Source organism: Gelidibacter sp., assembly GCF_035515035.1.
Classification (GTDB): Bacteria; Bacteroidota; Bacteroidia; order Flavobacteriales; family Flavobacteriaceae; genus Gelidibacter.
In genome coordinates, this window is record NZ_DATJCA010000182.1 from 1 (window position 1) to 24,667 (window position 24,667).

The window sequence follows — 24,667 nt, forward strand, 5'->3', positions numbered from 1 at the left end:
CAGAAACATCCGCACCATAATACCCAACACTCTTGTCTGGTTCATGGATGACGACAATACAGGAGTATTTTGGATTATCTGCAGGGAAAAATCCAGCAAATGAGGAGATATAACTTAATTTATCCTTATTGGCATAATCCTTTTGACAGGTTCCTGTTTTTCCTGCCATAGAGAAATTTGGCGAATACAATTTGCTTCCCGTACCGCGCTCCACAACGTTTTCTAGGAGTTTTTTAACTTTATCAACGGTTTCTTGAGAGCAGATTTTCGGATTGATGACTTCTTTTTTGAAAGGCACAATCGTTTTATCAAATTCTCTGACTTCACGCAGAAATTGAGGTTTTACCATTTCGCCATTATTGGCAATGGCATTATAGAATGTTAAGGTTTGTAGAGGCGTAAAGGAAACTCCATAACCATAGGCCATCCATTGCAATGCAATCCCACTCCAACGCCCGTTCTTAATTCTAGGATCCGGAATAATAGGTTCTGGCTCTCCAATAATTGGCAAATCCAACCGATTGTTCAAGTTCATGGCGTACAAACGATCTACGAATTTACTGGGCTGATCTTTATAAGCCTTATCAATTGCCGCCACAATTGCCGTGTTTGAGGACACCTCAATAGCTTTGGCAATGGTTATTTTTCCATAGCCGCCATGCTTAGAATCCCTTACTTTTTTACCATAATAACTCAACACGCCTTTTTGTGTATCGACAACATCACTGGTATCAATCACCTTGTCTTCCAAAGCCGCAGTTATGGCCATGATTTTAAAGGTAGAACCAGGTTCACTGCTTTCTCCCACGGCATAATTTAAGCGTTCATAATAATGGCCATCTGAATTCCGACCCAGATTGGAAATGGCTTTAATCTCACCGGTTTTGGTCTCCATGACAATGACAGACCCATGATCGGCTTTATATTTTTCGAGCTGCTCCAATAAAGCATGATGGGCAATATCCTGGATATTGACATCTATTGTCGTGTAAACATCATAGCCATCTCTTGGCTCAACTTCATTATAATCGGTAATGGGTTTCCATTGGCCTTTGCCAATTTTTTGTTTCATGCGATGGCCGTCCGTTCCTCTTAAATACATTTCGCCAAAAGCACCGTCAATTCCCGCCCTCACATAATGGCCGTCTTTATCTTTACGCTCATAACCAATAGATCTCTGGGCAATGCCACCCATTGGGTGTTCACGTTTTGTGGTTTGTTCCACAATGAGACCCCCTCTAATGGCGCCGAGATTTAATAATGGAAAATTCCGAATGCGCGCATAATCCGTGTAACTAATATTTCTTGCCAGTAAAAAATATCGGTTTTTGTTAGCTCTGGCTTTACGCAGCTCCTTTTCATAATATCCTGAAGATTTTCCGGAATATTTGGATAAAGAGTCACTTAATGGCTTCAGGAGGCTCTCAAAGGTTTTACTTGTTGGGGTTAAGGCATCGAAACGGATATCATATTTTGGGATGGATGTTGCCAATAAACTGCCATCAGACGCATACACATTTCCGCGATTGGCAGGAATGGTATCATTCTTAACCGTTCGTTTTTCTGCCAAGTCACGGTATTTATCGCCATGCACCATCTGAATGGTAAATAACTTAAATACCACGGCCAGTGCAAAGACAAACATAATGCCTGCTACAAAATACAATCGGTTCAATATGTGCTTTTCAGTAACTGCCACTTAATTCTCTTGCGATTTAACTTTTATTTTCTTTGGCGGATTTGGAGACGGCGCAATCCCCTTTTCGGCCATTTTTTGGACAATTCCAGATTCCATTTTAAGGCGCATCAACTTTGATCTCCCATCTACAAAAGCCGAACGCCATTCTTTCACTTCATTATTCAAGCGTGCTATATCATGGACTTTTTGGTCTGCACTGTGCGAACTTGCAATCATGACAATCGCAAGCACAGAAATAAAAATGATGATTCTCCAATTCTTGAAGGAATCATCACTGACCAAAAACTTACCTCTTAATATGTGATAGATATTGTTTTTCATCTTATTTCTTGCAAAAGCAGGAATCTCTTTTAGTTCAACTTGTCTTTTTAAACTTACAAGGTTTTAAAAATCTTGCAGTCTAACTGATCTAACCTTTGAGGTTACTTATAATTTTTCTGCAACACGAAGTTTCGCACTTCGTGCTCTGTTATTCTCTTTTATTTCAGCTTTTGATGGCACAATCAATCCGCCAACTTTTTTCATGGGCACTTCAAAATTCCCATAAACATCACGCTCAGGCTCTCCTTCAAACATGCCGTTTCTTATAAAACGTTTCACCAATCTATCCTCTAACGAATGGTAGGAAATGCAACTCAAACGACCTCCTTTTTTTAAAACTTCAGGCGACTGAAGCAAGAATTCCTTTAAGGCCTCAATTTCTTGGTTGACCTCTATCCGAATGGCCTGAAAAATTTGCGCCAGTACTTTATGTTCGTTTTTATGTTTGACAAATTTCTTTAAGACCTCCTTTAATTGGTCGCTGGACTTGATTTCATTTGTTGCACGCTCCTCAACAATAGTCCTTGCCATTGCGGGAGCTTGCCGTAACTCACCGTACTGGAAAAGCACTTCTTTAATTTGCTCTTCGTCATATTTGTTGATGACATGGAAGGCAGATAACTTACTGTCCTGATTCATCCGCATATCCAGATCTGCTTCAAATCGTGTTGAAAACCCACGTTCTGCTACATCAAACTGATGCGAAGACACACCAAAATCCGCTAAGATCCCATCCGCTTCCTTGGCTCCATAAAATCGCAAAAAGCGTTTTAAATATCTGAAGTTCTCGTTAATCAAGGTGAAACGCGGATCGTCAATGGTATTCAATAGAGCGTCTTTATCTTGGTCAAAAGCGAATAGTTTTCCTTTTGGTCCCAAGCGGTTTAAAATCTCCCGACTATGGCCTCCACCACCAAATGTCACATCTACATACACGCCATCTGGCTTGATGTTCAATCCATCTACCGCCTCTGTAAGTAAAACCGGATTATGATAGTCCATTTTCGTCATCATCTTGTCCCATGACCTCCTCGGCTAAATCTGCAAAATCATCAGCCGCATCGTCTATAGCTTGTTCATATTTATCTTTATCCCAGATCTCCACAATATTTATTGCTGAAGACACTACAATATCCTTAGAAATGCCAGAAAAAACCATCAAGTCCTTCGGAATCAACAGCCTTCCAGTAGCATCTACTTCCACTACTTTTACACCGGCGGTAAACCTTCGGATGAAATCGTTGTTTTTCTTTTTGAAGCGGTTAAGTTTGTTCATTTTTTGCATCAAAGACTCCCATTCAGTCATTGGGTACAGCTCTAAACAAGGTTGGAAAACCGCTCTTTTTAAAACAAATCCGTTTTGAAGCGAAGGCAACAACTGTTTTTTGATGGCAGCAGGTAGCATAAGCCTACCTTTGGCATCAACTTTACATTCGTATGTTCCTATTAATGAGTTCAAAAGCTATTGTTTGTTTATCTAACGACTAAGATTCAAATATATTGAAAATATTACCACCATTTACCACAATTTACCACTTTTGTTGATAAGTTTTTGATTTTGAGCGATAATTTCGATAAAAGGAAGAAAAGAGGATTAAATAAGTAGCTGTTTTTTAGAACATTAAAAAGTGGGATAAAAACATTTCTTCAGTGCAAACACTTATTGTAGAACTATTCCTTTGAAACTGACCAAAAAGAAATAAAATTTGAATGAAATAACTATATTTGTTTTTTATGATAACTACCAACCATTAATGAGACATCTCTTAAAAAAGGAAAAAAAATACAGCTATATTGAAGTAGGTGAAGGTCAACCCATTATAATTCTGCATGGACTAATGGGTGGGCTTAGTAATTTTGATGGTGTTTTAGAGCATTTTAAAGACAAGGGCTACAAAGTAATTATTCCTGAATTACCAATTTATTCGATGTCTTTATTAAAAACCAACGTACGGAATTTCGCAAAATATCTACACGATTTTATAGCCTACAAAGAATTTGAAGATGTAATTTTATTGGGTAATTCACTTGGGGGCCATATTGGACTTTATCATACAAAACTCTATCCAGAAAAAGTAAAAGCACTTATAATTACCGGAAGTTCAGGACTGTACGAAAGTGCCATGGGCGGTGGCTACACCAAACGTGGGGATTATGAAGTGATCAAGAAAAAAGCACAGGACGTTTTTTATGATCCTGCAGTGGCGACGAAAGAAATTGTGGACGAAGTTTATGAAACGGTCAACGACAGAAATAAACTGATCAAAACTTTAGCAATAGCCAAAAGTGCCATCCGACATAATATGGCGAAAGATTTGCCCAAAATGAATCTGCCGGTATGTATCATTTGGGGGAAAAACGATATTGTGACCCCTCCTGAAGTTGCGGTAGAATTTCATGAACTTTTACCAGATTCCGACTTGTATTGGATCGATAAATGTGGCCATGCTGCCATGATGGAACATCCTGATGAGTTCAATGCCATCCTTGCCGAGTGGTTGAACAAAAGAGGGCTTTAAAGTTGAAATTGAAATTGATGAACTAGGCGGGGGATGGAAAGAGTTATGCGGGGTGAGTGGTGAGTGAGTGCTGATGTGCGATCACCTAAAACCGAGAACTACCGCCAACGCAGACTGCTGACAGCTGACTGAAAACTGCCAACTGAAAACTGCCACTTGAAAACTAAAAACCGCTGACTAAAAAAATCCAACAAACATGATTATTAAAACTGCCGAATTTATAATGAGTAACTCTGATGTGTCCAAATGCCCAAAGGATACATTGCCAGAATACGCATTTATTGGGCGTAGTAACGTTGGCAAATCATCATTGATAAACATGCTCACCGATCATAAAAACTTAGCAAAAACTTCTGGGAGACCGGGTAAAACCCAACTTATCAATCATTTTTTAATCAATAAGAATTGGTTTTTGGTGGATTTACCAGGATACGGCTATGCACGAGTTTCAAAATCATCCAAAAAAAAATTCCAAAGGTTTATAACCGATTATTTTGAAGAACGACAACAATTGGTATTAGCTTTTGTTCTGGTGGATATTAGGCATGAGGCTCAAAAAATTGATCTTGAATTTATGGAATATATGGGTGAAAAGGGCATTCCATTCTGCATCATCTTCACCAAAGCCGATAAACTTAAACCGAAAGCTATAGAGCGCAACGTTGCAGCTTATATGCAAGAACTTCTCTTAACCTGGGAAGAAACCCCTAAATACTTTGTAACCTCTTCTTCCTCTGCTGTGGGCCGAGACGAAGTGCTCAATGAGATTGACAAAACAAATCAACAAATGAATGCTTTAAATAAGAATTAAGCATTGCAACCTTCTTATTATAACAAAAAAAATGCTCCAAAGTAACAACCACCTTGGAGCATTTTTTTATGAATTTCAAAAGGACTACTCCTTCATGTTGTTTACGACTTTCTTTATGGTATAAGACCCTCTCAAATCATTCAGAACATTGAGTGCCTCTTCAACGTATACATCCTGGCTTAATGCTTTGTGCCAACGATCACGCTTTTCTTTTAGAATACTGTCTGCGGCCATCAATTCATTTTCGTAAGGCAAAGAACTATATGTTAAGTTGGTTTTGTAATCTGTTAATTTCTCAAACCGCTTTGCTTCCTCCTCATTCAGTTTTAAGGCTGCCTTGTAAGTATCATATTTAAGAGAGTACTCCTCCTTATCCCTGATTTTCTTAACCCATCTTGCATTGTCATCAATAAGCTTCAACTGTTCGTTAATTGCAATTCGCGCATTACTCTTGTCAATAGCTTTTTGATAATCGGAATTGTGCTCCCAAATCTTATAATCTGTTGCAGAAATTTTATCGTAGGCTAATGGGTTATCTTGATTCTTTTCGCCCAAAGCAATATAACTGTAACGGTCTGGAACCACCACATCACTTTTTACGCCTTCCAATTGTGTTGATCCACCATTAATTCTATAGTATTTCTGTATGGTATATTTTAAGGCTCCCATATCACCGCTGGTATTGTTTCTAACCATACGATTAAGGTCCAAAACAGTCTGAACAGTTCCTTTTCCAAAAGTTTGCTTGCTTCCAATAACTAAGGCACGTTTATAATCCTGCATTGCAGCAGCTAAAATTTCAGACGCTGAAGCAGAATTCTCGTTCACCAAAATCACCAACGGTCCATCCCAGGTTATAGTTTTATCTTTATCTCTTAAAACCTCTTTTTGCCCTCCAGTTGTTTTAACTTGGACAATTGGTCCTTCCTTTATAAACAGACCGGCCATATCAATAACAGTTTGCAAAGAACCTCCACCATTATTTCTAAGATCCAAAACTAAGCCTTCAATACCTTCTTCTTTTAATCGCTCTATTTCAAGCTTAACATCTGTAGCGGCATTTCTTTTCTTATAATCTTCCATATTAACATAGAAGCCAGGCAGATTGATCACGCCAAACTTTTTATCGTCCTTAATAACCGTTGTCGATTTTGCATAAACTTCTTCCAACTCCACAACATCTCTAGTGATGGTCAAATCTTGAATGGTACCATCTACCTTTTTCACAGTTAAAATAACGTTGGTGCCTTTAGGGCCTTTAATTAATTTTACGGCATCTTCCAAGCGCATTCCTACAATGCTAACTGACGGTTCCCCATCATCTTGCTGTACTTTAAGAATTTGATCTCCGGCCTCTAGTTCGTTATTTTTCCACGCTGGACCACCGCTGATAATTTCGATGATGGTAACCACATCCATTTTCTTTTGAAGTCTGGCACCAATGCCTTCAAATTTCCCTGACATGGCCACATCAAAACGCTCTTTGTCTTCCGGTGCGTAATAGAAGGTATGTGGATCAAACTCAGCAACAATAGCATTTAAATAAACTCCAAACCAATCTTCACGTTTGCGCTCATCAATATAATCATAAAGTTCGTTTAAGGAATTCAGCGTTGTTTTTCGTGCTTCGGCCTCCAATTCAGTTAGTGATTTCTTTTCTTTCGGTTCTTTTGATTCTTTGGTCTCAGCAACATCATAATCTACCAACTCGCCTTCAACAGCAGTCATGTCCTGTACTTTTTTCTTATCAGAAAACGTATTTTCCTGTTGGGAGATCAAGTCATCATAATTGGCAATGGCCGAAAACTTGAGCTGTGTTCTCCAACGCTCTCTCATTTCCTTTTTTGAATTGACATAGGCCAGTTTCTTATATTCGGTATTGATCGTCTCATCCACACTATAATCAAAAGGGTTGGCCAAAACATCTCTGTACATCTCTTGGGACTCTTTTAATCTTTGTAGCAAACGGCCATGGGTAAGATTAAAAAATGTCAAGTCCTGATTTTTTAACTGATCGTCAATTTTATCTTTATAAGCTTCAAACTCCTTAATATCCGAGGCATAGAAGTATCTTTTAAAAGGATCTAACTGATCCAAATAAGCTCTAAAAACACTCTCTGAAAATTCGTCATTTATTTCCTTCGGACTATAATGACCTTCTTCAAGCACATACGTTATTAATTGCATCAATAATTTATCCTTATCTGGATCCTCAAAAGTTTTAGTTGTGAAACTACATGACGCAAACGCCAACATAAGCGCCAACAATAAAATCTTATAATTCCTTTTCATGATATCTTTCATATTTTTTAGTGGCATTGATAAAGTCTAAACGCGATAGACCCTTAATTATTTTTTACTAAAGTAAAAGAAAAAACCATGCCAATAAAACCATTGCCTACTAATTTTTTGTTAAACCCCCCTGAATGGGATTATAACGCCTAATTTATGTATTTTAGCAATTTAAATACGTACTGTAGAATGAATAAGAAACCACTGATTTTAGTGACTAATGATGACGGGATAACAGCACCAGGCCTAAGAGCTTTGATTGAAGTCATGAATACCATTGGCGACGTGGTGGTGGTAGCTCCTGACAGTCCACAAAGTGCCATGGGACATGCCATCACGGTCAACTCGACGCTTTACGTAGAGAATGTTAAGATAGATGATAATGCCCAAACAGAGTACAGTTGCTCTGGAACGCCAGTAGATTGTGTGAAATTAGCGGTCAAGCAAATCTTGGAAAGACGCCCAGATATTTGCGTCTCAGGCATTAACCACGGCTCAAACTCCTCCATCAACGTTATTTATTCAGGAACGATGAGTGCCGCATTAGAAGCCGGCATTGAGGGCATCCCCGCAATTGGCTTTTCTCTATGCAACTATAATTGGAGTGCTAATTTTGAAGCCTGTAAAAGTTTTATCAAAACTATTACTGAAAATGTTTTGGAGCATGGCCTTCCTGAAGGAGTGGTACTCAACGTAAATATTCCTGATTTACCAAAAGAAGAAATTAAAGGCATCAAAGTGTGCCGTCAAGCTAAGGCAAATTGGGAAGAAGAGTTTACAAAACGCCAAAATCCAAGTGGACGCGATTATTATTGGTTGGCTGGAAAGTTTGTAAACTTAGACGAAGGTGAAGACACCGATGAATGGGCTCTGGAAAATGGTTATATATCTTTAGTCCCTGTTCAGTTTGACCTGACCGCACACCACTGCATTCAAAATTTAAACACTTGGAATTTAAATGATTAAAAAAGAAGTATTTATCGGCTTTATAGTAGGATTGATTGCCAATGCCATTGGTTTTATAATAGCAATCCTCATTTTTGGAAACGGCGAAGATATCGCTATGGCATATAGACAGTCCTTAGCTCAGGGGTTTTTTAGCAAATTGGTAAGTATGGGAGCATTATTAAACCTTGTGGTATTTTTCATGTTCATCAAACAAAGACGTGACTATCGCGCTAGAGGGGTCATTATGGCCACGATAGTGGTAACGATTACTACTTTTTTATTAAATTACAACTGATAAAGACCTCCGGTTTTCTACTTGTTTTTGATCCAATAAATCACGATTCATAAAAAATGAAATACTATATTATTGCTGGCGAGGCCTCCGGAGATTTACATGGTGCCAACCTCATGAAAGCATTACAAAAACAAGATGTCAACGCGCAATTTAGGTTTTGGGGGGGTGATCTAATGGAAAAAGTCAGTCCTACTCTGGTAAAACATTATCGTGATTTGGCCTTTATGGGATTTTTGGAAGTGGTCATAAATTTAAAAACCATCACCCAAAACCTTAGCTTTTGTAAAGCTGATATTGAAAGTTACGAGCCGGATGTCATCATCTTTATTGACTATCCGGGCTTTAACTTACGCATTGCCAAGTGGGCAAAACAAAAAGGCTATAAAACCCATTATTATATTTCTCCTCAAATCTGGGCCTGGAAAGAGAACAGGATTCACGCAATAAAACGTGATGTTGATAAGATGTATGTCATCCTGCCTTTTGAAAAAGACTTTTATGAAGATAAGCACAATTATCCCGTAGAATTTGTGGGCCATCCATTAATTGATGCCATTGCGGACCGACACCAAGTGAGCGAATACGACTTTAGGGCCAAACGTGGCCTATCTGACAAACCCATCATCGCTCTATTGCCGGGCAGTAGGAAGCAGGAAATACGAAAAATGCTTACAGTTATGCTCAGCGTGGTCAAGGATTTTGAAGACTATCAATTTGTAATTGCCGGTGCCCCAAGCCAGGATTATGAGTTTTATAAAACATTCATTAAAAATGAAAACATTTCCTTCGTCAATAATAAAACATACGATCTTTTGAGCTTGTCTACCGCTGCGTTAGTGACGTCTGGAACAGCAACTTTAGAGACTGCCCTGTTTAAAGTACCAGAAGTAGTTTGTTATAAAGGCAGTTGGCTCTCCTATCAAATTGCCAAACGCGTCATTAATTTAAAGTACATTTCTTTGGTGAATTTGATCATGGATAAACCAGTCGTGACCGAATTGATTCAGGATGATTTTAATAAAAAACGTCTCAAAAAGGAGTTACAGGCAATTTTACAACCCGAAAAAAGAGAACAGCTTTTTATGGATTATTTTCACTTGGAGAAGAAACTGGGCGGAAAAGGTGCGAGTGAAAAAACCGCAAAACTCATTTATGAAGACGTTAAAAACAGTAAAAGACCTTAACTTTTTATAAATAATTTATACTTTCGGAATTCCATCAGCGTTTAATGAACACGTTGTTATTGCCAAAATATGGCGTTAACTTTATTTATTTTAAAAAATCATATTTGACCTTATGAAAAAGATTGCCCTAGCCCTTCTTTTAGTGATCACTTTTAGCAGCTGTAATTCTTCTAAAACCCTGGTGACAACGAAAACCAGTACAATCAAATCCGAATCCAATCATTTAAAACAGGTCTCAAACCTCATCCTCCCAACTCAAATTAACAGTGTTGAACTATCACCAGTCGATTTAACACCTATTAATTTGACTATTAAAAGCGAACTTCCAAAACCTACCGAAACCCTAGCCAAAAGAATTATAGATTATGCCTTTGCGTTTGATGGGGTACGATACAAGCGTGGGGGCACAACAAAAGATGGCATGGATTGCTCAGGACTTGTGGTCACTACTTTTGACAAGGAAAATATTTCTTTACCAAGATCCTCAAGAGACATGGCACTAACCGGCAATTCCATTAATCTAGAACAGGTCAGCACAGGCGATCTTTTATTTTTTGCCACACGTAAAAACAGTAAAACCATCAGTCATGTAGGAATTGTCACGACCGCTAGAGATGGTTTTGTTGAATTTATTCATGCAAGTACAAGCAATGGTGTGATAGTTTCCAATTTGGCAGAAAAATATTGGTACTTTGCCTTCGTACAGGCAAGACGCGTTATATAACTAATCCCAATTTAATAACTGGCTTTTTGCTCAAAGTTATAATAATTTAATATTTTTATAAAAAATCACCTTTCTACCGATGAAAAAGATTGCCCTACTCCTTCTTTTATTGATCACTTTTAGCAGCTGTAAATCCTCTAAACGGGTTATAACGACCAAATCAAAGACCGCGAAAATCGATTCTAGGTCTAAAAAATCGGTGAATAATCCCAAAGCAGATAACGTTGTAGATTATGCATTTAAATTTGACGGGGTGCGATATAAATATGGTGGCACCACTAAAAAAGGGATGGACTGTTCTGGTTTGGTCGTCACCTCCTTTAACAGCGAAGACATTCCATTGCCAAGATCTACTTCAGAAATGGTACATGCTGGAGACTGGATTGATTTAAAGGAAGTTACCAAAGGTGACCTCCTCTTTTTTGCCACAGCAAAGAATAGCCGCCGTGTCAACCATGTTGGCATCGTAACGGACGCATTTAATGGAAACGTAGAATTCATACATGCAAGCACCAGCAATGGCGTCATAGTTTCCAATCTCGCAGAAAAGTATTGGTACTTTGCCTTCGTACAGGCTAGACGCGTTTTATAGTCCTTATTTTTAGTAACTTAGATTCATGAAGTTACTAAATTTTGCAATCATCAAAATTACCATATGCCTCATAGTAGGCATTCTTTTTGCGCATTATTTTGACATCCACATAAGGTATATCATACCTATTACATTAATATTGATTATAATTCTTTCTGTATTTCTCATTATCGAGAAAGCGCGCTTGGTTAAATCTTTGGGATTTAGTATGCTGACCTTTTTCACATTTATGGCAATTGGTAGTTTAACTTATCAATTGCATGATCAAAGAGAATTCAAACATCACTACGCCCAACAGACTGACCTTAACATAGATTCTATAAAAACGATTACTTTCCAAATTAGAGAAGTTCTCAAACCTAGAATTAATCATGAAAAATATATTGTTGATCTTCTCCAAATAGACCACCAAGTTCTAAGAGGCAAGACACTTTTAAACGTTAAGAAGGATAGTCTTTCTCCTGCTTTTAAAGTGGATGATATTCTTATTGCCGCAACCCCTCTTCGAGACATAAATCACCCACTGAATCCCAATCAATTTGATTATAAAGCATATCTTGAAAACCAATATGTTTACCATCAAATATTTACAGATAACTCACAACTGCTAGTGTTTTCTTCTGAAGTTCATACACTTTTTGGTTACGCTGCCCAACTACGAACCCGTATCAATAACAAATTAAGGCACTACCACTTTAAGCCAGATGAACTTTCGTTAATTAATGCGTTGTTGTTGGGGCAACGTCAAGACATTAGCAATAACATATTGAACAGTTATTTCAAAGCAGGAGCCATTCATATTCTTGCAGTTTCCGGATTACATGTTGGCATTATTTTATATCTGTTAAGTTCGATGTTTAGGCCTATAGAATATTTAAGACGTGGCAGAATTATAAAAATCGTTCTAATTGTGGTCATTTTATGGGGTTTTGCAGTGGTGGCCGGACTATCGGCATCAGTGACCAGAGCGGTAACAATGTTCAGTATTGTAGCCATTGGCATGAATTTAAAACGGCCTTCCAATATTTATAATACTTTAGCCATTTCCATGTTTCTTCTGTTGCTATTCAAACCCTTATTTTTATTTGATGTGGGCTTTCAAATGAGTTATTCAGCGGTGATTGCCATCGTAAGTATGCAACCACCCATGGTGAGATTATGGCAGCCGAAATTCAAGCCCATTAAAAAACTATGGGAAATATTTACAGTTACTATGGCCGCTCAAATAGGTGTATTGCCTATTAGCTTATTTTACTTCCATCAATTCCCAGGACTGTTCTTTTTGTCCAACTTGGTTATTATTCCCGTTTTAGGACTCATTCTGGGCATGGGTATTGTTGTCATTTTTATGGCTCTAATGAATATCCTTCCATTTTGGTTGGCAAATGTTTATGGAGGCATAATCAGCGTTATGAACAGTTTTGTGCGGTGGGTTTCTCTTCAAGAGAAGTTTATATTCAATGACATCCCGTTTAGTATATTAAAAGTCCTAAGCTTATACTTTTTGATAATGACCTCGTTTTTTCTATACAGAAAGCTAAGTTTCAGGAGATTTACTGCAGCGATGTTATCCATAATGATATTTCAGTCAGTTTTGATTTTCGAAAAACAGAAGCATCAGTCGGAAGAATTCATTGTTTTTCACAAGAGTAGATTTAGCATGATTGGACTAAAAAAGAATACGGCTTTAACGCTTTCACATAATCTTGATAGCGTCAGTGTTGCCAAAGATCATATCATCAGGAATTACAAAATTGGAAATTCGATTACTGCCATAAAGGAAGACAGCTTAGAAAGCATTTACCTATTTCACAATATAAGATTTCTGGTTATTGACAGCTTAGGAATCTATAAAATACCAGAGTTCAATCCGGACTATGTGATTCTGAGGAATTCACCAAAAATAAATCTGAACCGCTTATTGGATTCGATAAAACCTCAATTAATTATTGCAGATGGCAGCAATTATAAAAGCTATCTTAAACGATGGGAACTTAGTTGTTTGCAACAAAACATCCCCTATCATTTAACGGGTAGAGAAGGCGCTTTTGTGGTGAAAAATGAATAGTTACAGTGTATTCTGTTTCACACAGACGTCATGCCGGACAGGAAGATCTCGTAGATTTTGTCAGAGATTTCTAAAGGCATAAAACAAAAAAGCCCTTTTCACTTAAACAGTAAAAAGGGCACTTTCCATTATAGGAAAACAGGTAAAGGCTAAAGACAAAATTTTCATACAGATCTTGCCGGTTAAAACATTCATACCAAAAAAAATATGCTTATAAAACAAGCTATATCTACCCCTTAAATTCAGGTTTAAAAGCAGTATAGAATGCATTGAAATCTTCTTGCGTTTTTATTTCTTTATGCTTATCGGTCCGGAACATCTTAAGGTACAACTCCAGTTGCTGCGGATTCTGATAACCTCTTAGAGGCGTAATAACATCGCCATTTTCATCAAAAAATACGATTGTTGGATAGGCGCTTACCTGAAGCGCATAGGTTAACTCGTGCACACTATTTCTCCGGCTGGCCATTTCGGGCTTATAACCTTTATTGGCATAGGTAGCTCCTTTATAGTGGATGACATCATTACCTTCCGCATCAAATTTTACGGCGTAATAATTATCATTGACATATTTGGCCACATCACCATTTTGGAAGGTGTTTTTGTCCAACATCTTACACGGTCCACACCAATTGGTATAAACGTCCATCATGATTTTTTTAGGTGTCTTTTTTTGGAGTTTTAACGCTTCTTCAAAAGTGACCCAATTTATTTGTTGGGCAACACTATTAAAGGACATTGACAAGGTCACTACCATTATAAATGCGAACTTCTTCATTTCAATCTTTTTTTTTGCAAATCTAGGTGGAAACTACAAAAAATGCTCCAAAGTTGACCCCTTTGACGTTTATTTAACAAATCATTCAACTATCGTACCCCGTGCATCAGTTTCTTGAGTACCGGATTCAACACCATCGAAACAAAACCAACAGCAATAGGGACTACAGCGAAAATCAAAAAGAAGGTCCCCAAGGAATACTCTGCTGAGATTTTATCAATCATCCCGCCCATAGTGTTTGCCAATTTCTGACCCACTGCAATTGCCAAATACCAAACCCCAAACATAAATCCAATCATTCGGGCGGGTACTAATTTGCTCAAATAGGACAATCCCAAGGGCGACAAACAAAGCTCACCCATGGTATGGAACAAATAGGCCAATATCAAGAAAATCATACTTACCGAGGCCGTTTTAGCTCCAGAAGGGATGTCAGAGGCGCCATAAGCCAAAACTCCAAATCCTACACCTAGTAAGATCAAACCAATGGCATACTTCATAGCCGCACTCGGATTGTATTTGCTCTCCCACCATTTTGAAAAAAGTGGAGCCAATGTAATAATAAAGAAGGAGTTCAAAATCCCAAACCAAGTCGCATCCACTTTTAATTCTTCAGAGAATGACTTGTCGTAAATACGGTAAATTACGAGAACCCATAGGCCAAGGAAAGCAATAGCCAACATAATATTTGACGCCCCAATGGTCTTGAAGGTCTTTTTGAAAATCAAGAAAATGACATAGGTAATGATGATTAGCGGAATGGTGGTCAATAATCCGTCAACAATTTTGAATATGGTTGCTGTATTCCCAACTAACTCGCGATTGGTATAATCACTTGCAAACAAAGTCATCGATCCGAGCGATTGTTCGAAAAATGCAAAAAAGAACACAGTGAATAGTGCAAAAATTGATACGGCGACCAACCGATCGCGAACAATGGGAATATAGCGAGAGATTCGCATTATCAGTAAAACCAAGAAGAGTATAAGTGCAGCAATGACCACCACATTTGAACCACTCATCCCCATAAGCTCAAAAGGCAACATCGTGCTTCCACCAATTTTCTCCAAGGGATCATTGAACAGATAGATCAGTCCTCCTATGGAAGATAGAATGACAAGTAGTTTATCAAAAGTAGTAAATGGGTTCAATTTTGAAGCCACCTCTACTTCCTCTTTAATAATTTGCGGATCAGAGACGTCCTCATTATCATGGAACACCACCTCAATCTTCTTTGAAGGTGCTGCACCAATTTTTCCAAAGATTTTGTGCGCCAATAAAAATTGAAGCATCCCCAAAAACATAAAAATTCCAGCCAGACCAAATCCGTATGCCCATCCGTAATTTTCAGCTAAGTATCCACAAAGCATCATCCCAAAGAAAGCTCCAGCATTGACACCCATATAGAAAATGGTATAAGCGCCATCTTTTTTAGACTCTCTTGTTTTGTACATCTCTGAAATAATAGAGGTAATGTTTGGCTTAAAGAACCCTGTTCCAAGAACCAATAAGGCCAAACCCAAATAAAATGACCAGGTTGTTTCCAATGCCATAGCGGCGTGTCCAAGCGTCATAATGATACAGCCTATGACCACAGCAATTCGATATCCTGTCCACTTATCAGCTATCCAACCCCCAATAATTGGAGTCAAATACAACAGCGATGCATAAGTGCCAATCAATGCGAGAGCATGCTCACGCGGCCAATCCCAACCAGGATTATCGCTCACTAAAGGGGCTGTTAAAAATAAGATCAAAAGGATACGCATTCCGTAGAAAGAAAAACGTTCCCACATCTCGGTAAAAAAGAGTATAAACAAACCTATTGGATGGCCGAGAACGGTGTCTTTAAATAGATTTTCAATATCAGTATTCATAGGGAGAATTTAAAATTAGGTGGTTCTGAAATTAAGATTTATAAGTAAGGGATTATTTAATGCCGTGCATGAGTTTTTTAATAGACGGCGTTAAAACAATAAGAATTAAACCACTGGCGATTCCTGCATAGAACAAGTATTCGTAAAGCGTGATATATCCAGCTTTTGAGGCAATAAAATTTCCTCTATCTTCAAGGCCAACACTGGCCATATCCGATATTTTTGCCGCTATAAACTCAGAACTTGCCGTGGCCAAAAACCAAACGCCCATCATAAACCCAACAATTTTTGTAGGAGACATCTTTGTCACTACAGACAATCCAATGGGAGATAAGGACAATTCACCACAGGTATGCAACAGATAGGCCAAGACCAACCAATAAGAAGCCACTTTTCCCGCATCTCCAGATAATTTTCCACCAATAACCAGCGCTCCAAATCCGAGACCGACCAATATCAAGGCATAAGCGAATTTATATGAGGTACTGGGATTTAGTTTTTTCTTATCTAGCCATACCCACAGTCGCGCAAAAGGAATGGCCAGTGTAATGATGAAAAATGCATTTAAGCCCAAAAACCAACCCGGTTTTAGTTCAAATCCAAGGACATTGAGATCGATAACCCGCTCCGCAAACAGATTGAGAGACATATACGCTTGTTCATAAAGCGCCCAAAAAACAATGGTGAATAAAATAAGGATCGTCAGGGCAATTAATCTTTCTCTGGCCACTTTGTCCAGGAATTTCACGGCATAGTAAATTATATAAGCCAGAGATCCTGCGCCCGCAACCATCAATATGACCTGAACTACAGAATGGCTTTGGACCATTTGCCAGACTACGAAAGTTCCTAGAACGGCAGAGATATAGATCCAATATTCAATTTTTAGGCCAAATTTCTTTGTGTTAATGATCTCCGGATTGAGCGGTTCGCCTTTACCTTCCAAATAAGGTTTCCCAAATACAAAGACCAGCAATCCTAAAAACATTCCAATCCCCGCGGCTCCAAAACCATAGCCCCAACCGTATTCTTCACCTAAGTAAACACAAATAATAGTGGCCAAGAGTGCGCCCATATTGATTCCCATGTAAAATATGGTAAATCCGGAATCGCGCCTAGGGTCATTTTCGGTGTAGAGCTCCCCTACAATTGAAGAAATGTTGGATTTTAGAAATCCGACTCCCATTACAATCAAGGCCAGCGAAAAATAAAAGACCTGCAAAGCGACGGTATCTCGTCTTACAACGCCGGCTACCAAGGATGCCTGATTGCCCTCATAAGCCATCCCCACGTGTCCCAACACCAATAAAACAGCTCCAAAAATAATGGCTTTCCTGAATCCGATGTACTTATCAGCAATATGGCCACCCAAAACCGGCATTGCATACACCAGTGCGGCATAACTCCCAAGAAGAAGGTATCCGTCACTATCTGAAAACAAATGGTATCGTGTGAGATAGAAGAGCAATAAAGCCTTCATCCCATAAAAGGAAAAACGCTCCCACATTTCAGTAAAAAAGAGAATGTACAATCCAACAGGATGTCCAAACAATTCTTTGTGTTTAACGGCAGCGTTATCCATAAGTATTTAATTTAAAAATTGCTACGCTAAGAAGTAAGCTTTAATGGATTCCATGCATCATCTTTTTCAAAATTGGAGTAATCAAGATCAATACGAGACCTGCGGCTGCCGGCATTATGGCAAAAATCCCAAAGAAATAAGCCAGGGAGTGTTCCTCAGCAATCCTATCAATCAATCCGCCGCCAAATCCGGCCAGCCCGTTTGCTATTCCCGATGCCAAAAACCAAAGTCCAAAAATCAGTCCTACGAATTTTTTAGGTGAAAGCTTACTGACATAAGACAAACCGACGGGTGATAAACATAACTCCCCAGTGGTATGGAAGAAATAAGCCGCAATTAACCAGATCATACTTACCGAGGCGGTTTGTGCGCCTTGTGGAATATCCTTGGCACCGTAAGCCAAAACAGCGAAGCCAACGCCAACCAAAATCAAGCCCAGTGCAAATTTAATAGGGCCTGCCGGATTCCATACTTTTTCCCACATTTTACTAAAAAACGAAGCTAAAGTAATAATGAAAAATGAATTCAGAATTTGGAACCAAGACGCCGTAACTTCTGTTTCAATAGCATTGAATTCACGTCCAATTTTCCAAAGCCCAAGGCCCCAAACAATCACAAACGATATGGCAGTGAAAATTATAGTGGTAGGATATTTAGCATAAATTCTTTTCCCTAATGACCACAAAACATAAGTCACAATAACCAATGGGAACAAGGTCAACAGAGCATCAACCCACATAAAGATAGTTCCAGCATTTCCTGGCAGTACACGTTGGGTATAATCCAAAGCAAAAATACTCATAGATCCTCCAGCCTGTTCGAAGGAAAGAAAGAAAAATATACTGAAAAACATAAAGACCCCCACAACAATCAAACGATCTCTAACCACGTTCTTAGGGAGTTCTTCGACATCTTCTTCGGCACCTTGTTTAACTGATTCCTTATGCTCTTTTGGAGATTCTCCTACGACTCCAAATAACTTGGTGGCAAAATAGAATTGTAGCCCACCAAACATCATGAATACGCCAGCCAATCCGAAACCATAATGCCAGCCTACCTTCTCTCCAATATAGCCACATAATAACATCCCTAAGAATGCTCCAGCGTTAATACCCATATAGAAAATGGTATACCCAGCATCTTTTTTAGTACTGTTGTCGGGATATAATTGACCTACCATAGAGGAAATATTAGGTTTAAACATCCCATTTCCTAAAATCATTAATCCAAGTCCAACATAAAAGAAGTTTGGACTAATCACTTCTAAGGCCATGGAAGCATGTCCTAAGGTCATTATAACTGCACCCAACACAATAGCTCTTCTAAATCCGGTAAATTTATCGGCTATAATTCCACCTAACAAAGGTGTGAAATAGACCAACATGGTATAAAGTCCAAAGAGATTCATGGCTTCAGATCGGCTCCATTCCCATCCTCCATCAGCCACTTGACTAACCAAAAATATAACGAGCAAAGCACGCATTCCATAATAACTAAAACGCTCCCACATCTCTGTAAAAAACAACACGAATAGTCCTGCTGGATGCCCCATTACCATTTTGTCATCTATACCTTTTTTGGCAAGATGCGTGATTAATCCTAGATCTTTTCCTTCACTCATAAGTTCTCTTTTTTATAAATTGTCTTTAATATAGTTAGTCATTTTGGTGTATAAATGCAATCTGGTATTCCCACCGTAAATACCGTGATTTTTATCAGGATAAATCATCCATTCAAACTGTTTATTGGCCTGGATTAATGCTTCCACCATTTGCATGGTGTTTTGAACATGTACGTTATCATCTGCTGATCCATGGATCAATAAGAAATTGCCTTTCAATTTATCCACATGGAATATGGGTGAGTTGTCATCATAACCTGAAGGGTTCTCTTGTGGCGTGGTCATATAACGTTCTGTATAAATAGTGTCATAATATCTCCAACTGGTTACGGGCGCCACGGCAATAGCCATTTTAAAGACATCATTTCCTTTAAATAGGGCGTTACTGCTCATGAAACCACCGTAACTCCATCCCCAAATACCTATACGCTCTTGATCGATATAATTAAGAGCTCCTAATTGCTTAGCGGCTTGGATTTGGTCTTCCACCTCATATTTACCTAATTCATTTTGCGTTACCTTTTTGAAGTCGGCGCCTTTAAATCCGGTTCCTCTACCATCTACACAGGCCACGATATACCCTTTTTGAGCTAAAAAGTAGTACCAATAATCATTGGCAGCATGCCAGGTGTTCTTGACTGATTGCGAACCAGGACCTGAATATTGGAACATAAATAACGGGTAGGTTTTTGAGGCATCAAAGTCGTTTGGCTTGATCATCCACATGTTCAAATCATTGCCATTAACGGCAAGGGTACTAAATTCCTTTTTAGGAAGATTATAGGCTTCTAAATTTTTCTCTAATGCCGAATTTTCTTTGATCACCTTAACTAGCCTCCCCTCTTTTGCGGTATGTAAGGTATAGGCTGGTGCCTTTGTGGAACTCGAAAACGTATTGATAAAGTAGGTGAAATCGGCGCTAAAATCGGCCGAGTTTGTACCTTCATTTTGAGTAAGGCGCTTCTTATTCTTTCCGTCAATTCTTATGGAATAGACGTCTCTATTAATGGAACCATTTTCAACCGACTGATAAAACACGGTGTTGTTTTTCTCGTCAAATCCATAATAATTGGTCACTTCCCATGGCCCTTTGGTCACTTGATTGATCAATTTCCCATCTTTCGAATAGTGATAAATATGATTGTAACCATCGGCTTCTGAAGTCCAAATAAAGCTATTATCCTTTAAAAAAGTAAGGTTGTCCGTCACATCAATATAGGCTTTATCTTTTTCAGCAAGCACCAATTTAGAACTCATGTTGTTGGCATAAACCATCCATAAATCGAGTTCATTTTGATGTCTATTGGTATATTGGGCGCTGAGCACGTTGGCGTCATTAGTCCATTCAATACGAGGGATATAAAAATCAGAATAGGATTTTGAAAGTTTTACATCATTGATTTTTTTGGATGTCAAATCATAAATATGAAGCGAGACAAGCGCATTGGCTTCTCCGGCTTTTGGATATTTAAAGACCTCTTGCTCAGGATATAAACCCTGCCCGTACACATCCATTGAAAACTCTGGTACTTCGGTTTCATCAAAACGGATGAACGCTAGATAGCTGCCATCGGCATTCCATTCAAAAGCACGAACAAAAGCGAACTCTTCTTCGTAAACCCAATCTGTAATACCGTTGATGATTTTGTTTTTTTCACCATCAAAAGTAATTTGCGTGGTTTGATTGCTCTCAAAATCTTTGATATACAAATTATTATTAAACCCAAAGGCAACTTTCTTCCCGTCAGGAGACAAGGTTGGTTCCTGTATTTTTTCATCGGAAATTTTAGCCAATGCCTTCGATTTGATATCATAAACGTAGAAAATCCCCAAAGTCGATCGGCGGAAGATAGGCTCTACCTCAGTGGCCAAAATTATTTTACTTTCGTCTTTACTAAACGTATAGTCTGAAAAATACTTTATGGGCTCCAAATCGGATGAATTCACCAAAGTTTCAACTTTAGATAACGTTTTATAATCGTAAACATCTATTGCTGTCCAACCTCGTTCGTAATTCAAAACGGCGTATTGTTTTCCGTTATTCATGGAATGCAAAGACTGCATTCCTTCGGTTCTGAACGTGCCATCCCAGATGGCATCGAGAGTGATTTCCTTGTTTTGGGCTGAGGTTAAAACAGTTACCAAAAGACAGATAAACAAGGAACTTTTCAAATATTTCATTAAGGGATTTCTTTATGATAAAATGCTGTCAAGTTTACTAAAAATAATGCAAAAACACTAACCTTTAATAGTTAAAAGCGCAAAGCTGAAATTTGTGACTTTATATTCATGTCAAGAATAGTATCTTTGCATTTATAAACATTCCTTATGCGCAAACCAATAAACGGCTTTTCAAAATTATCAAAATTAGATAAGATTGAATGGATTACGGAAACTTTTTTTCAAGATGCAGATGCTGCAAAACAAGCCATAAAACAATATTGGAATACCGATCAAAAGCTGCAACAACTTCATGATGAATTTATTGAAAACACTATTACTAATTATTATTTGCCTTTTGGTGTTGCGCCCAACTTTTTAATCAATGGTAAATTATATACCATTCCTATGGCCATAGAAGAAAGCTCCGTTGTGGCTGCAGCAAGTAATGCCGCAAAGTTTTGGTTAACTCGTGGCGGATTTAAAACCGAAGTGATTTCAACCACAAAAATTGGGCAAGTCCATTTTATGTACAGCGGAAGTTTTGACAAACTGCAAAATTTCTTTGCTTTCGTAAAACCCAAACTCATTGAAGATACCCAGCACATTACCAAAAGCATGAAAAAACGCGGGGGTGGTATTCTGGATATACAGCTAAAGGACAGGACAAACGAGTTAAAGGATTATTACCAACTACATGCCACTTTTGAAACATTGGATGCCATGGGCGCCAACTTTATCAACTCCTGTTTGGAACAATTTGCAAAAACTTTTAGAACTGAAGCGCTATATTTTGAGTCCTTTTCAGAACCGGAAAATCATATTCAAGTAGTAATGAGTATTTTGTCCAACTACGTACCGGATTGCTTGGTAAGAGTTGAAGTCTCCTGTCCTGTTGAAGATTTAAATCATAAATCATTGGCATCCTCCGAAGAATTTGCCCACAAATTTATTCAAGCAATCAAAATTGCCGAAATAGAACCCTATAGAGCCGTTACACACAACAAAGGCATCATGAATGGTATTGATGCCGTTGTGCTTGCCACTGGCAACGATTTTAGGGCGGTAGAAGCTGGGGTGCATGCTTACGCGGCAAGAAATGGGAAGTATAGCAGTCTGTCTCATGCCGAAATAGAAGCTGGTGTTTTTAAATTTTGGATGGAAATCCCTTTAGCGCTTGGAACTGTTGGCGGATTGACCAATTTACATCCTTTGGTAAAAATAGCTTTAGAAATGCTTGGTCAACCTGATGCCAAAGAACTCATGCAAATTGTTGCCGCAGCGGGGTTGGCCCAGAATTTTGCAGCGTTACGTTCTTTGACCACCACCGGAATTCAAGAAGGACATATGAAGATGCACTTGATGAACATGCTTAATCAACTCAATGCTACCCATAAGGAAAAGGAGAAAATAGTAGCATATTTTAAGAAGAACATCGTAACACATAGTGCTGTGGAAAAAGCTTTGAACAACTTAAGGCTGTTAGGCAACGAGTAACGACATTTGAAAAATAAAAAACCAACTTCCAATTGACACGTATTGAAACCTCAAAAATTCTATAGCAACGGAAAGTTACTTCTTACGGGAGAATATCTTGTTCTCGACGGAGCGCTTGCTTTGGCCATACCAACCAAATATGGTCAATCGTTAACGGTTGAGCCCTCCGAAGCAGCCCAATTGAAATGGAAAAGTTTTGACAGTGAAGGAGAGTTATGGTTTGAAATCCATCTTTCAATTCGTGATGGATTTCATATTTCAACTACGGTAGAGGATCCTATTGTCGATAGGTTATTACAAATCCTTAAGACGACAAAAAAACACAATCCAACCTTCTTGATTGGAGAAACGGGATTTAAAGTAAAGACCCAACTGGACTTTCCGAGAAACTGGGGCCTTGGGACGTCTTCTACTCTTATCAATAACATTGCCCAATGGGCAAAAATTGACCCTTATAGGTTGCTGGAAGATACGTTTGGCGGCAGTGGCTATGATATTGCCTGTGCCATGCACAATGTGCCCATAACTTATCAGCTCGAACAAAACAGCCCAACGGTTATTGAAAGGGACTTTAATCCCGAGTTTAAAGAACACTTATTTTTTGTGTTTCTGAATAAAAAACAGAACAGCAGGGACGGCATTGCAGCCTACCAGAGAAATAAAGACCATAGCACTCTAGCACTTTCTGAAATTAATGCCATTACCAATGATATGATCAAGTGCACGAACTTAGAAACCTTTCAATTTTTGATGGAGTGTCATGAATCTATTATCTCAAAAATAATTAAACAGCAACCTGTAAAAGAATTGCTGTTTAAAGGCTTTAACGGGAGCGTAAAAAGCCTTGGAGCCTGGGGCGGCGATTTTGTACTGGTCGCATCTGAAAATCATCCAGAGGCCTATTTTAAGGAAAGAGGATTTCATACGATCATTCCTTATAGGGAAATGGTATTGTAAGAAAGAGAATCAAGACCACTCCGCTGTTTGGATCAAGATCAAAGACTCGAATCTCAAAGTATTTAATAATCATGACTTTCTCGGGATAAAGAATTAAGACGACATCCGTGACCTATTGAAGACTCGAGTTATATTCTCAACACGCTTTAAAAAGGAGCTATTAAACAAAGATTTACAAAACACACTCAAAGTTACCTATAGGAAACTCAAATGGATTAACGAGTGTTGATGGATGATTTCAATCTAGGATAAAGAATATTCGATTACATGAAAAGTCCTACCTATATTAAAGTACATTCCTGTCTACGAACTATTGAATACTCAGGTTTTATCGCAAATCTTGGATTAGCATTAGTCCAATTATCGACTTCTAAGAATCCGAGTAATCAGTGAAATTCGTGTCTAAAAAATGAATTTTGACGTAATCCGTGGCCTATTGAAGGCTCAAGTTTAATTGTAAATCTTGTTTTAGTATTAGTGTAATTATCGACTCCTAAGAATCCGAGTAATTAGTGAAATTCGTGTCCAAGAAAGAATTTCGACGAACCGTGACCTATTGAAGGCTCAAGTTTAATTGTAAATCTTGATTTAGCATTCGTGCAATTATCGACTCCTAAGAATCCGTGGAATCCGTGTAATCCGTGTCTAAAATGAGAATATAGACGAAATCCGTGACCTATTGAACGCTCAAGTGTAATTGTAAACCTTGTTTTAGTATTAGTGTAATTATCGACTCCTAAGA

General features: G+C 38.4%; 20 protein-coding genes. 10 read left to right on the forward strand and 10 right to left on the reverse strand.

What is annotated here, in order from left to right; translation table 11 throughout:
* From VLZ86_RS16040 to mraZ, 4 genes are all read right to left on the reverse strand, one after another.
* Positions 1–1,645, reverse strand: a 1,645-nt coding sequence (locus VLZ86_RS16040) for a peptidoglycan D,D-transpeptidase FtsI family protein (protein WP_414652569.1), incomplete at its 3' end; no start/stop codon positions are given.
* A 54-nt stretch (positions 1,646–1,699) separates the two neighbouring features.
* Complete coding sequence (locus VLZ86_RS16045) at positions 1,700–2,020, reverse strand: FtsL-like putative cell division protein (protein WP_325453261.1); 321 nt, start codon at positions 2,018–2,020, stop codon at positions 1,700–1,702.
* Positions 2,021–2,125: 105 nt separating this feature from the next.
* The gene (rsmH, locus tag VLZ86_RS16050) at positions 2,126–3,022 is read right to left on the reverse strand and encodes a 16S rRNA (cytosine(1402)-N(4))-methyltransferase RsmH (RefSeq protein WP_325453263.1); all 897 of its coding nucleotides are present in this window, start codon (positions 3,020–3,022) and stop codon (positions 2,126–2,128) included.
* Entirely contained in the window at positions 3,009–3,479 is a 471-nt protein-coding gene (gene mraZ, locus VLZ86_RS16055; protein WP_129017318.1) for a division/cell wall cluster transcriptional repressor MraZ, read from the reverse strand. Before mraZ ends, rsmH begins: the two co-directional genes overlap by 14 nt.
* 295 nt (positions 3,480–3,774) lie before the next feature.
* Between mraZ and VLZ86_RS16060 the strand changes: the two genes are divergently transcribed.
* A complete protein-coding gene (locus VLZ86_RS16060) occupies positions 3,775–4,539 on the forward strand; it encodes an alpha/beta hydrolase (protein ID WP_325453266.1) in 765 nt (254 codons plus the stop codon).
* A gap of 199 nt (positions 4,540–4,738) precedes the next feature.
* On the forward strand, positions 4,739–5,350 hold the full coding sequence (gene yihA, locus VLZ86_RS16065) for a ribosome biogenesis GTP-binding protein YihA/YsxC (protein WP_325453292.1): 612 nt from the start codon (positions 4,739–4,741) through the stop codon (positions 5,348–5,350).
* A gap of 84 nt (positions 5,351–5,434) precedes the next feature.
* Here the strand turns inward: yihA and VLZ86_RS16070 are convergent, their stop codons facing one another.
* Entirely contained in the window at positions 5,435–7,642 is a 2,208-nt protein-coding gene (locus VLZ86_RS16070) for a carboxy terminal-processing peptidase (RefSeq protein WP_325453294.1), read from the reverse strand.
* Positions 7,643–7,831: 189 nt separating this feature from the next.
* On the opposite strand from VLZ86_RS16070, the gene surE reads away from it, so the two are divergent.
* The 6 genes from surE to VLZ86_RS16100 all read left to right on the forward strand — a co-directional run bounded on the left by surE (position 7,832) and on the right by VLZ86_RS16100 (position 13,453).
* On the forward strand, positions 7,832–8,608 hold the full coding sequence (gene surE / locus VLZ86_RS16075) for a 5'/3'-nucleotidase SurE (RefSeq protein WP_325453267.1): 777 nt from the start codon (positions 7,832–7,834) through the stop codon (positions 8,606–8,608).
* On the forward strand, positions 8,601–8,885 hold the full coding sequence (locus tag VLZ86_RS16080; RefSeq protein ID WP_325453269.1) for a hypothetical protein: 285 nt from the start codon (positions 8,601–8,603) through the stop codon (positions 8,883–8,885). Before surE ends, VLZ86_RS16080 begins: the two co-directional genes overlap by 8 nt.
* A 56-nt stretch (positions 8,886–8,941) precedes the next feature.
* Positions 8,942–10,069, forward strand: a complete 1,128-nt coding sequence (lpxB, locus tag VLZ86_RS16085) for a lipid-A-disaccharide synthase (RefSeq protein WP_325453271.1) — start codon at positions 8,942–8,944, stop codon at positions 10,067–10,069.
* A 112-nt stretch (positions 10,070–10,181) separates the two neighbouring features.
* Positions 10,182–10,793, forward strand: a complete 612-nt coding sequence (locus VLZ86_RS16090) for a C40 family peptidase (protein ID WP_325453273.1) — start codon at positions 10,182–10,184, stop codon at positions 10,791–10,793.
* A gap of 79 nt (positions 10,794–10,872) precedes the next feature.
* Positions 10,873–11,385, forward strand: a complete 513-nt coding sequence (locus VLZ86_RS16095) for a C40 family peptidase (protein WP_325453275.1) — start codon at positions 10,873–10,875, stop codon at positions 11,383–11,385.
* Positions 11,386–11,410: 25 nt separating this feature from the next.
* Positions 11,411–13,453, forward strand: coding sequence for a ComEC/Rec2 family competence protein (locus VLZ86_RS16100; protein WP_325453277.1), 2,043 nt, complete (start codon positions 11,411–11,413; stop codon positions 13,451–13,453).
* Between the two features lie 229 nt (positions 13,454–13,682).
* Here VLZ86_RS16100 and VLZ86_RS16105 read toward each other — a convergent pair whose 3' ends face one another.
* The 5 genes from VLZ86_RS16105 to VLZ86_RS16125 all read right to left on the reverse strand — a co-directional run bounded on the left by VLZ86_RS16105 (position 13,683) and on the right by VLZ86_RS16125 (position 21,492).
* Positions 13,683–14,231 (reverse strand): thioredoxin family protein, encoded by a 549-nt coding sequence (locus VLZ86_RS16105; protein ID WP_325453278.1) that lies wholly within the window; start codon positions 14,229–14,231, stop codon positions 13,683–13,685.
* Between the two features lie 89 nt (positions 14,232–14,320).
* A complete protein-coding gene (locus tag VLZ86_RS16110; protein ID WP_325453280.1) occupies positions 14,321–16,108 on the reverse strand; it encodes a peptide MFS transporter in 1,788 nt (595 codons plus the stop codon).
* A gap of 52 nt (positions 16,109–16,160) precedes the next feature.
* Entirely contained in the window at positions 16,161–17,690 is a 1,530-nt protein-coding gene (locus tag VLZ86_RS16115) for a peptide MFS transporter (RefSeq protein ID WP_325453282.1), read from the reverse strand.
* 40 nt (positions 17,691–17,730) lie between these two features.
* On the reverse strand, positions 17,731–19,311 hold the full coding sequence (locus VLZ86_RS16120; protein ID WP_325453284.1) for a peptide MFS transporter: 1,581 nt from the start codon (positions 19,309–19,311) through the stop codon (positions 17,731–17,733).
* Positions 19,312–19,323: 12 nt separating this feature from the next.
* A complete protein-coding gene (locus VLZ86_RS16125) occupies positions 19,324–21,492 on the reverse strand; it encodes a S9 family peptidase (RefSeq protein WP_325453286.1) in 2,169 nt (722 codons plus the stop codon).
* A 147-nt stretch (positions 21,493–21,639) separates the two neighbouring features.
* On the opposite strand from VLZ86_RS16125, the gene VLZ86_RS16130 reads away from it, so the two are divergent.
* Together VLZ86_RS16130 and VLZ86_RS16135 are read left to right on the forward strand one after the other, a co-directional pair.
* Entirely contained in the window at positions 21,640–22,968 is a 1,329-nt protein-coding gene (locus tag VLZ86_RS16130; protein WP_325453288.1) for a hydroxymethylglutaryl-CoA reductase, degradative, read from the forward strand.
* A gap of 42 nt (positions 22,969–23,010) precedes the next feature.
* Positions 23,011–23,925 carry a GYDIA family GHMP kinase gene (locus VLZ86_RS16135; protein WP_325453290.1) on the forward strand — a complete coding sequence of 305 codons (915 nt, stop codon included), beginning with the start codon at positions 23,011–23,013 and terminating at the stop codon, positions 23,923–23,925.
* The last annotated feature ends 742 nt before the right edge of the window (positions 23,926–24,667 follow it).

Coding starts and splice junctions, on each gene's coding strand:
- VLZ86_RS16080 (WP_325453269.1), top strand. CDS start 8,601: ATGATTAAAAAAGAAGTATTTATCGGCTTTATAGTAGGATTGATTGCC.
- VLZ86_RS16095 (WP_325453275.1), top strand. CDS start 10,873: ATGAAAAAGATTGCCCTACTCCTTCTTTTATTGATCACTTTTAGCAGC.
- VLZ86_RS16110 (WP_325453280.1), bottom strand. CDS start 16,108: ATGAATACTGATATTGAAAATCTATTTAAAGACACCGTTCTCGGCCAT.
- VLZ86_RS16100 (WP_325453277.1), top strand. CDS start 11,411: ATGAAGTTACTAAATTTTGCAATCATCAAAATTACCATATGCCTCATA.
- VLZ86_RS16130 (WP_325453288.1), top strand. CDS start 21,640: ATGCGCAAACCAATAAACGGCTTTTCAAAATTATCAAAATTAGATAAG.
- lpxB (WP_325453271.1), top strand. CDS start 8,942: ATGAAATACTATATTATTGCTGGCGAGGCCTCCGGAGATTTACATGGT.
- VLZ86_RS16060 (WP_325453266.1), top strand. CDS start 3,775: ATGAGACATCTCTTAAAAAAGGAAAAAAAATACAGCTATATTGAAGTA.
- VLZ86_RS16120 (WP_325453284.1), bottom strand. CDS start 19,311: ATGAGTGAAGGAAAAGATCTAGGATTAATCACGCATCTTGCCAAAAAA.
- rsmH (WP_325453263.1), bottom strand. CDS start 3,022: ATGGACTATCATAATCCGGTTTTACTTACAGAGGCGGTAGATGGATTG.
- VLZ86_RS16090 (WP_325453273.1), top strand. CDS start 10,182: ATGAAAAAGATTGCCCTAGCCCTTCTTTTAGTGATCACTTTTAGCAGC.
- VLZ86_RS16115 (WP_325453282.1), bottom strand. CDS start 17,690: ATGGATAACGCTGCCGTTAAACACAAAGAATTGTTTGGACATCCTGTT.
- VLZ86_RS16070 (WP_325453294.1), bottom strand. CDS start 7,642: ATGAAAAGGAATTATAAGATTTTATTGTTGGCGCTTATGTTGGCGTTT.
- VLZ86_RS16105 (WP_325453278.1), bottom strand. CDS start 14,231: ATGAAGAAGTTCGCATTTATAATGGTAGTGACCTTGTCAATGTCCTTT.
- VLZ86_RS16125 (WP_325453286.1), bottom strand. CDS start 21,492: ATGAAATATTTGAAAAGTTCCTTGTTTATCTGTCTTTTGGTAACTGTT.
- VLZ86_RS16045 (WP_325453261.1), bottom strand. CDS start 2,020: ATGAAAAACAATATCTATCACATATTAAGAGGTAAGTTTTTGGTCAGT.
- surE (WP_325453267.1), top strand. CDS start 7,832: ATGAATAAGAAACCACTGATTTTAGTGACTAATGATGACGGGATAACA.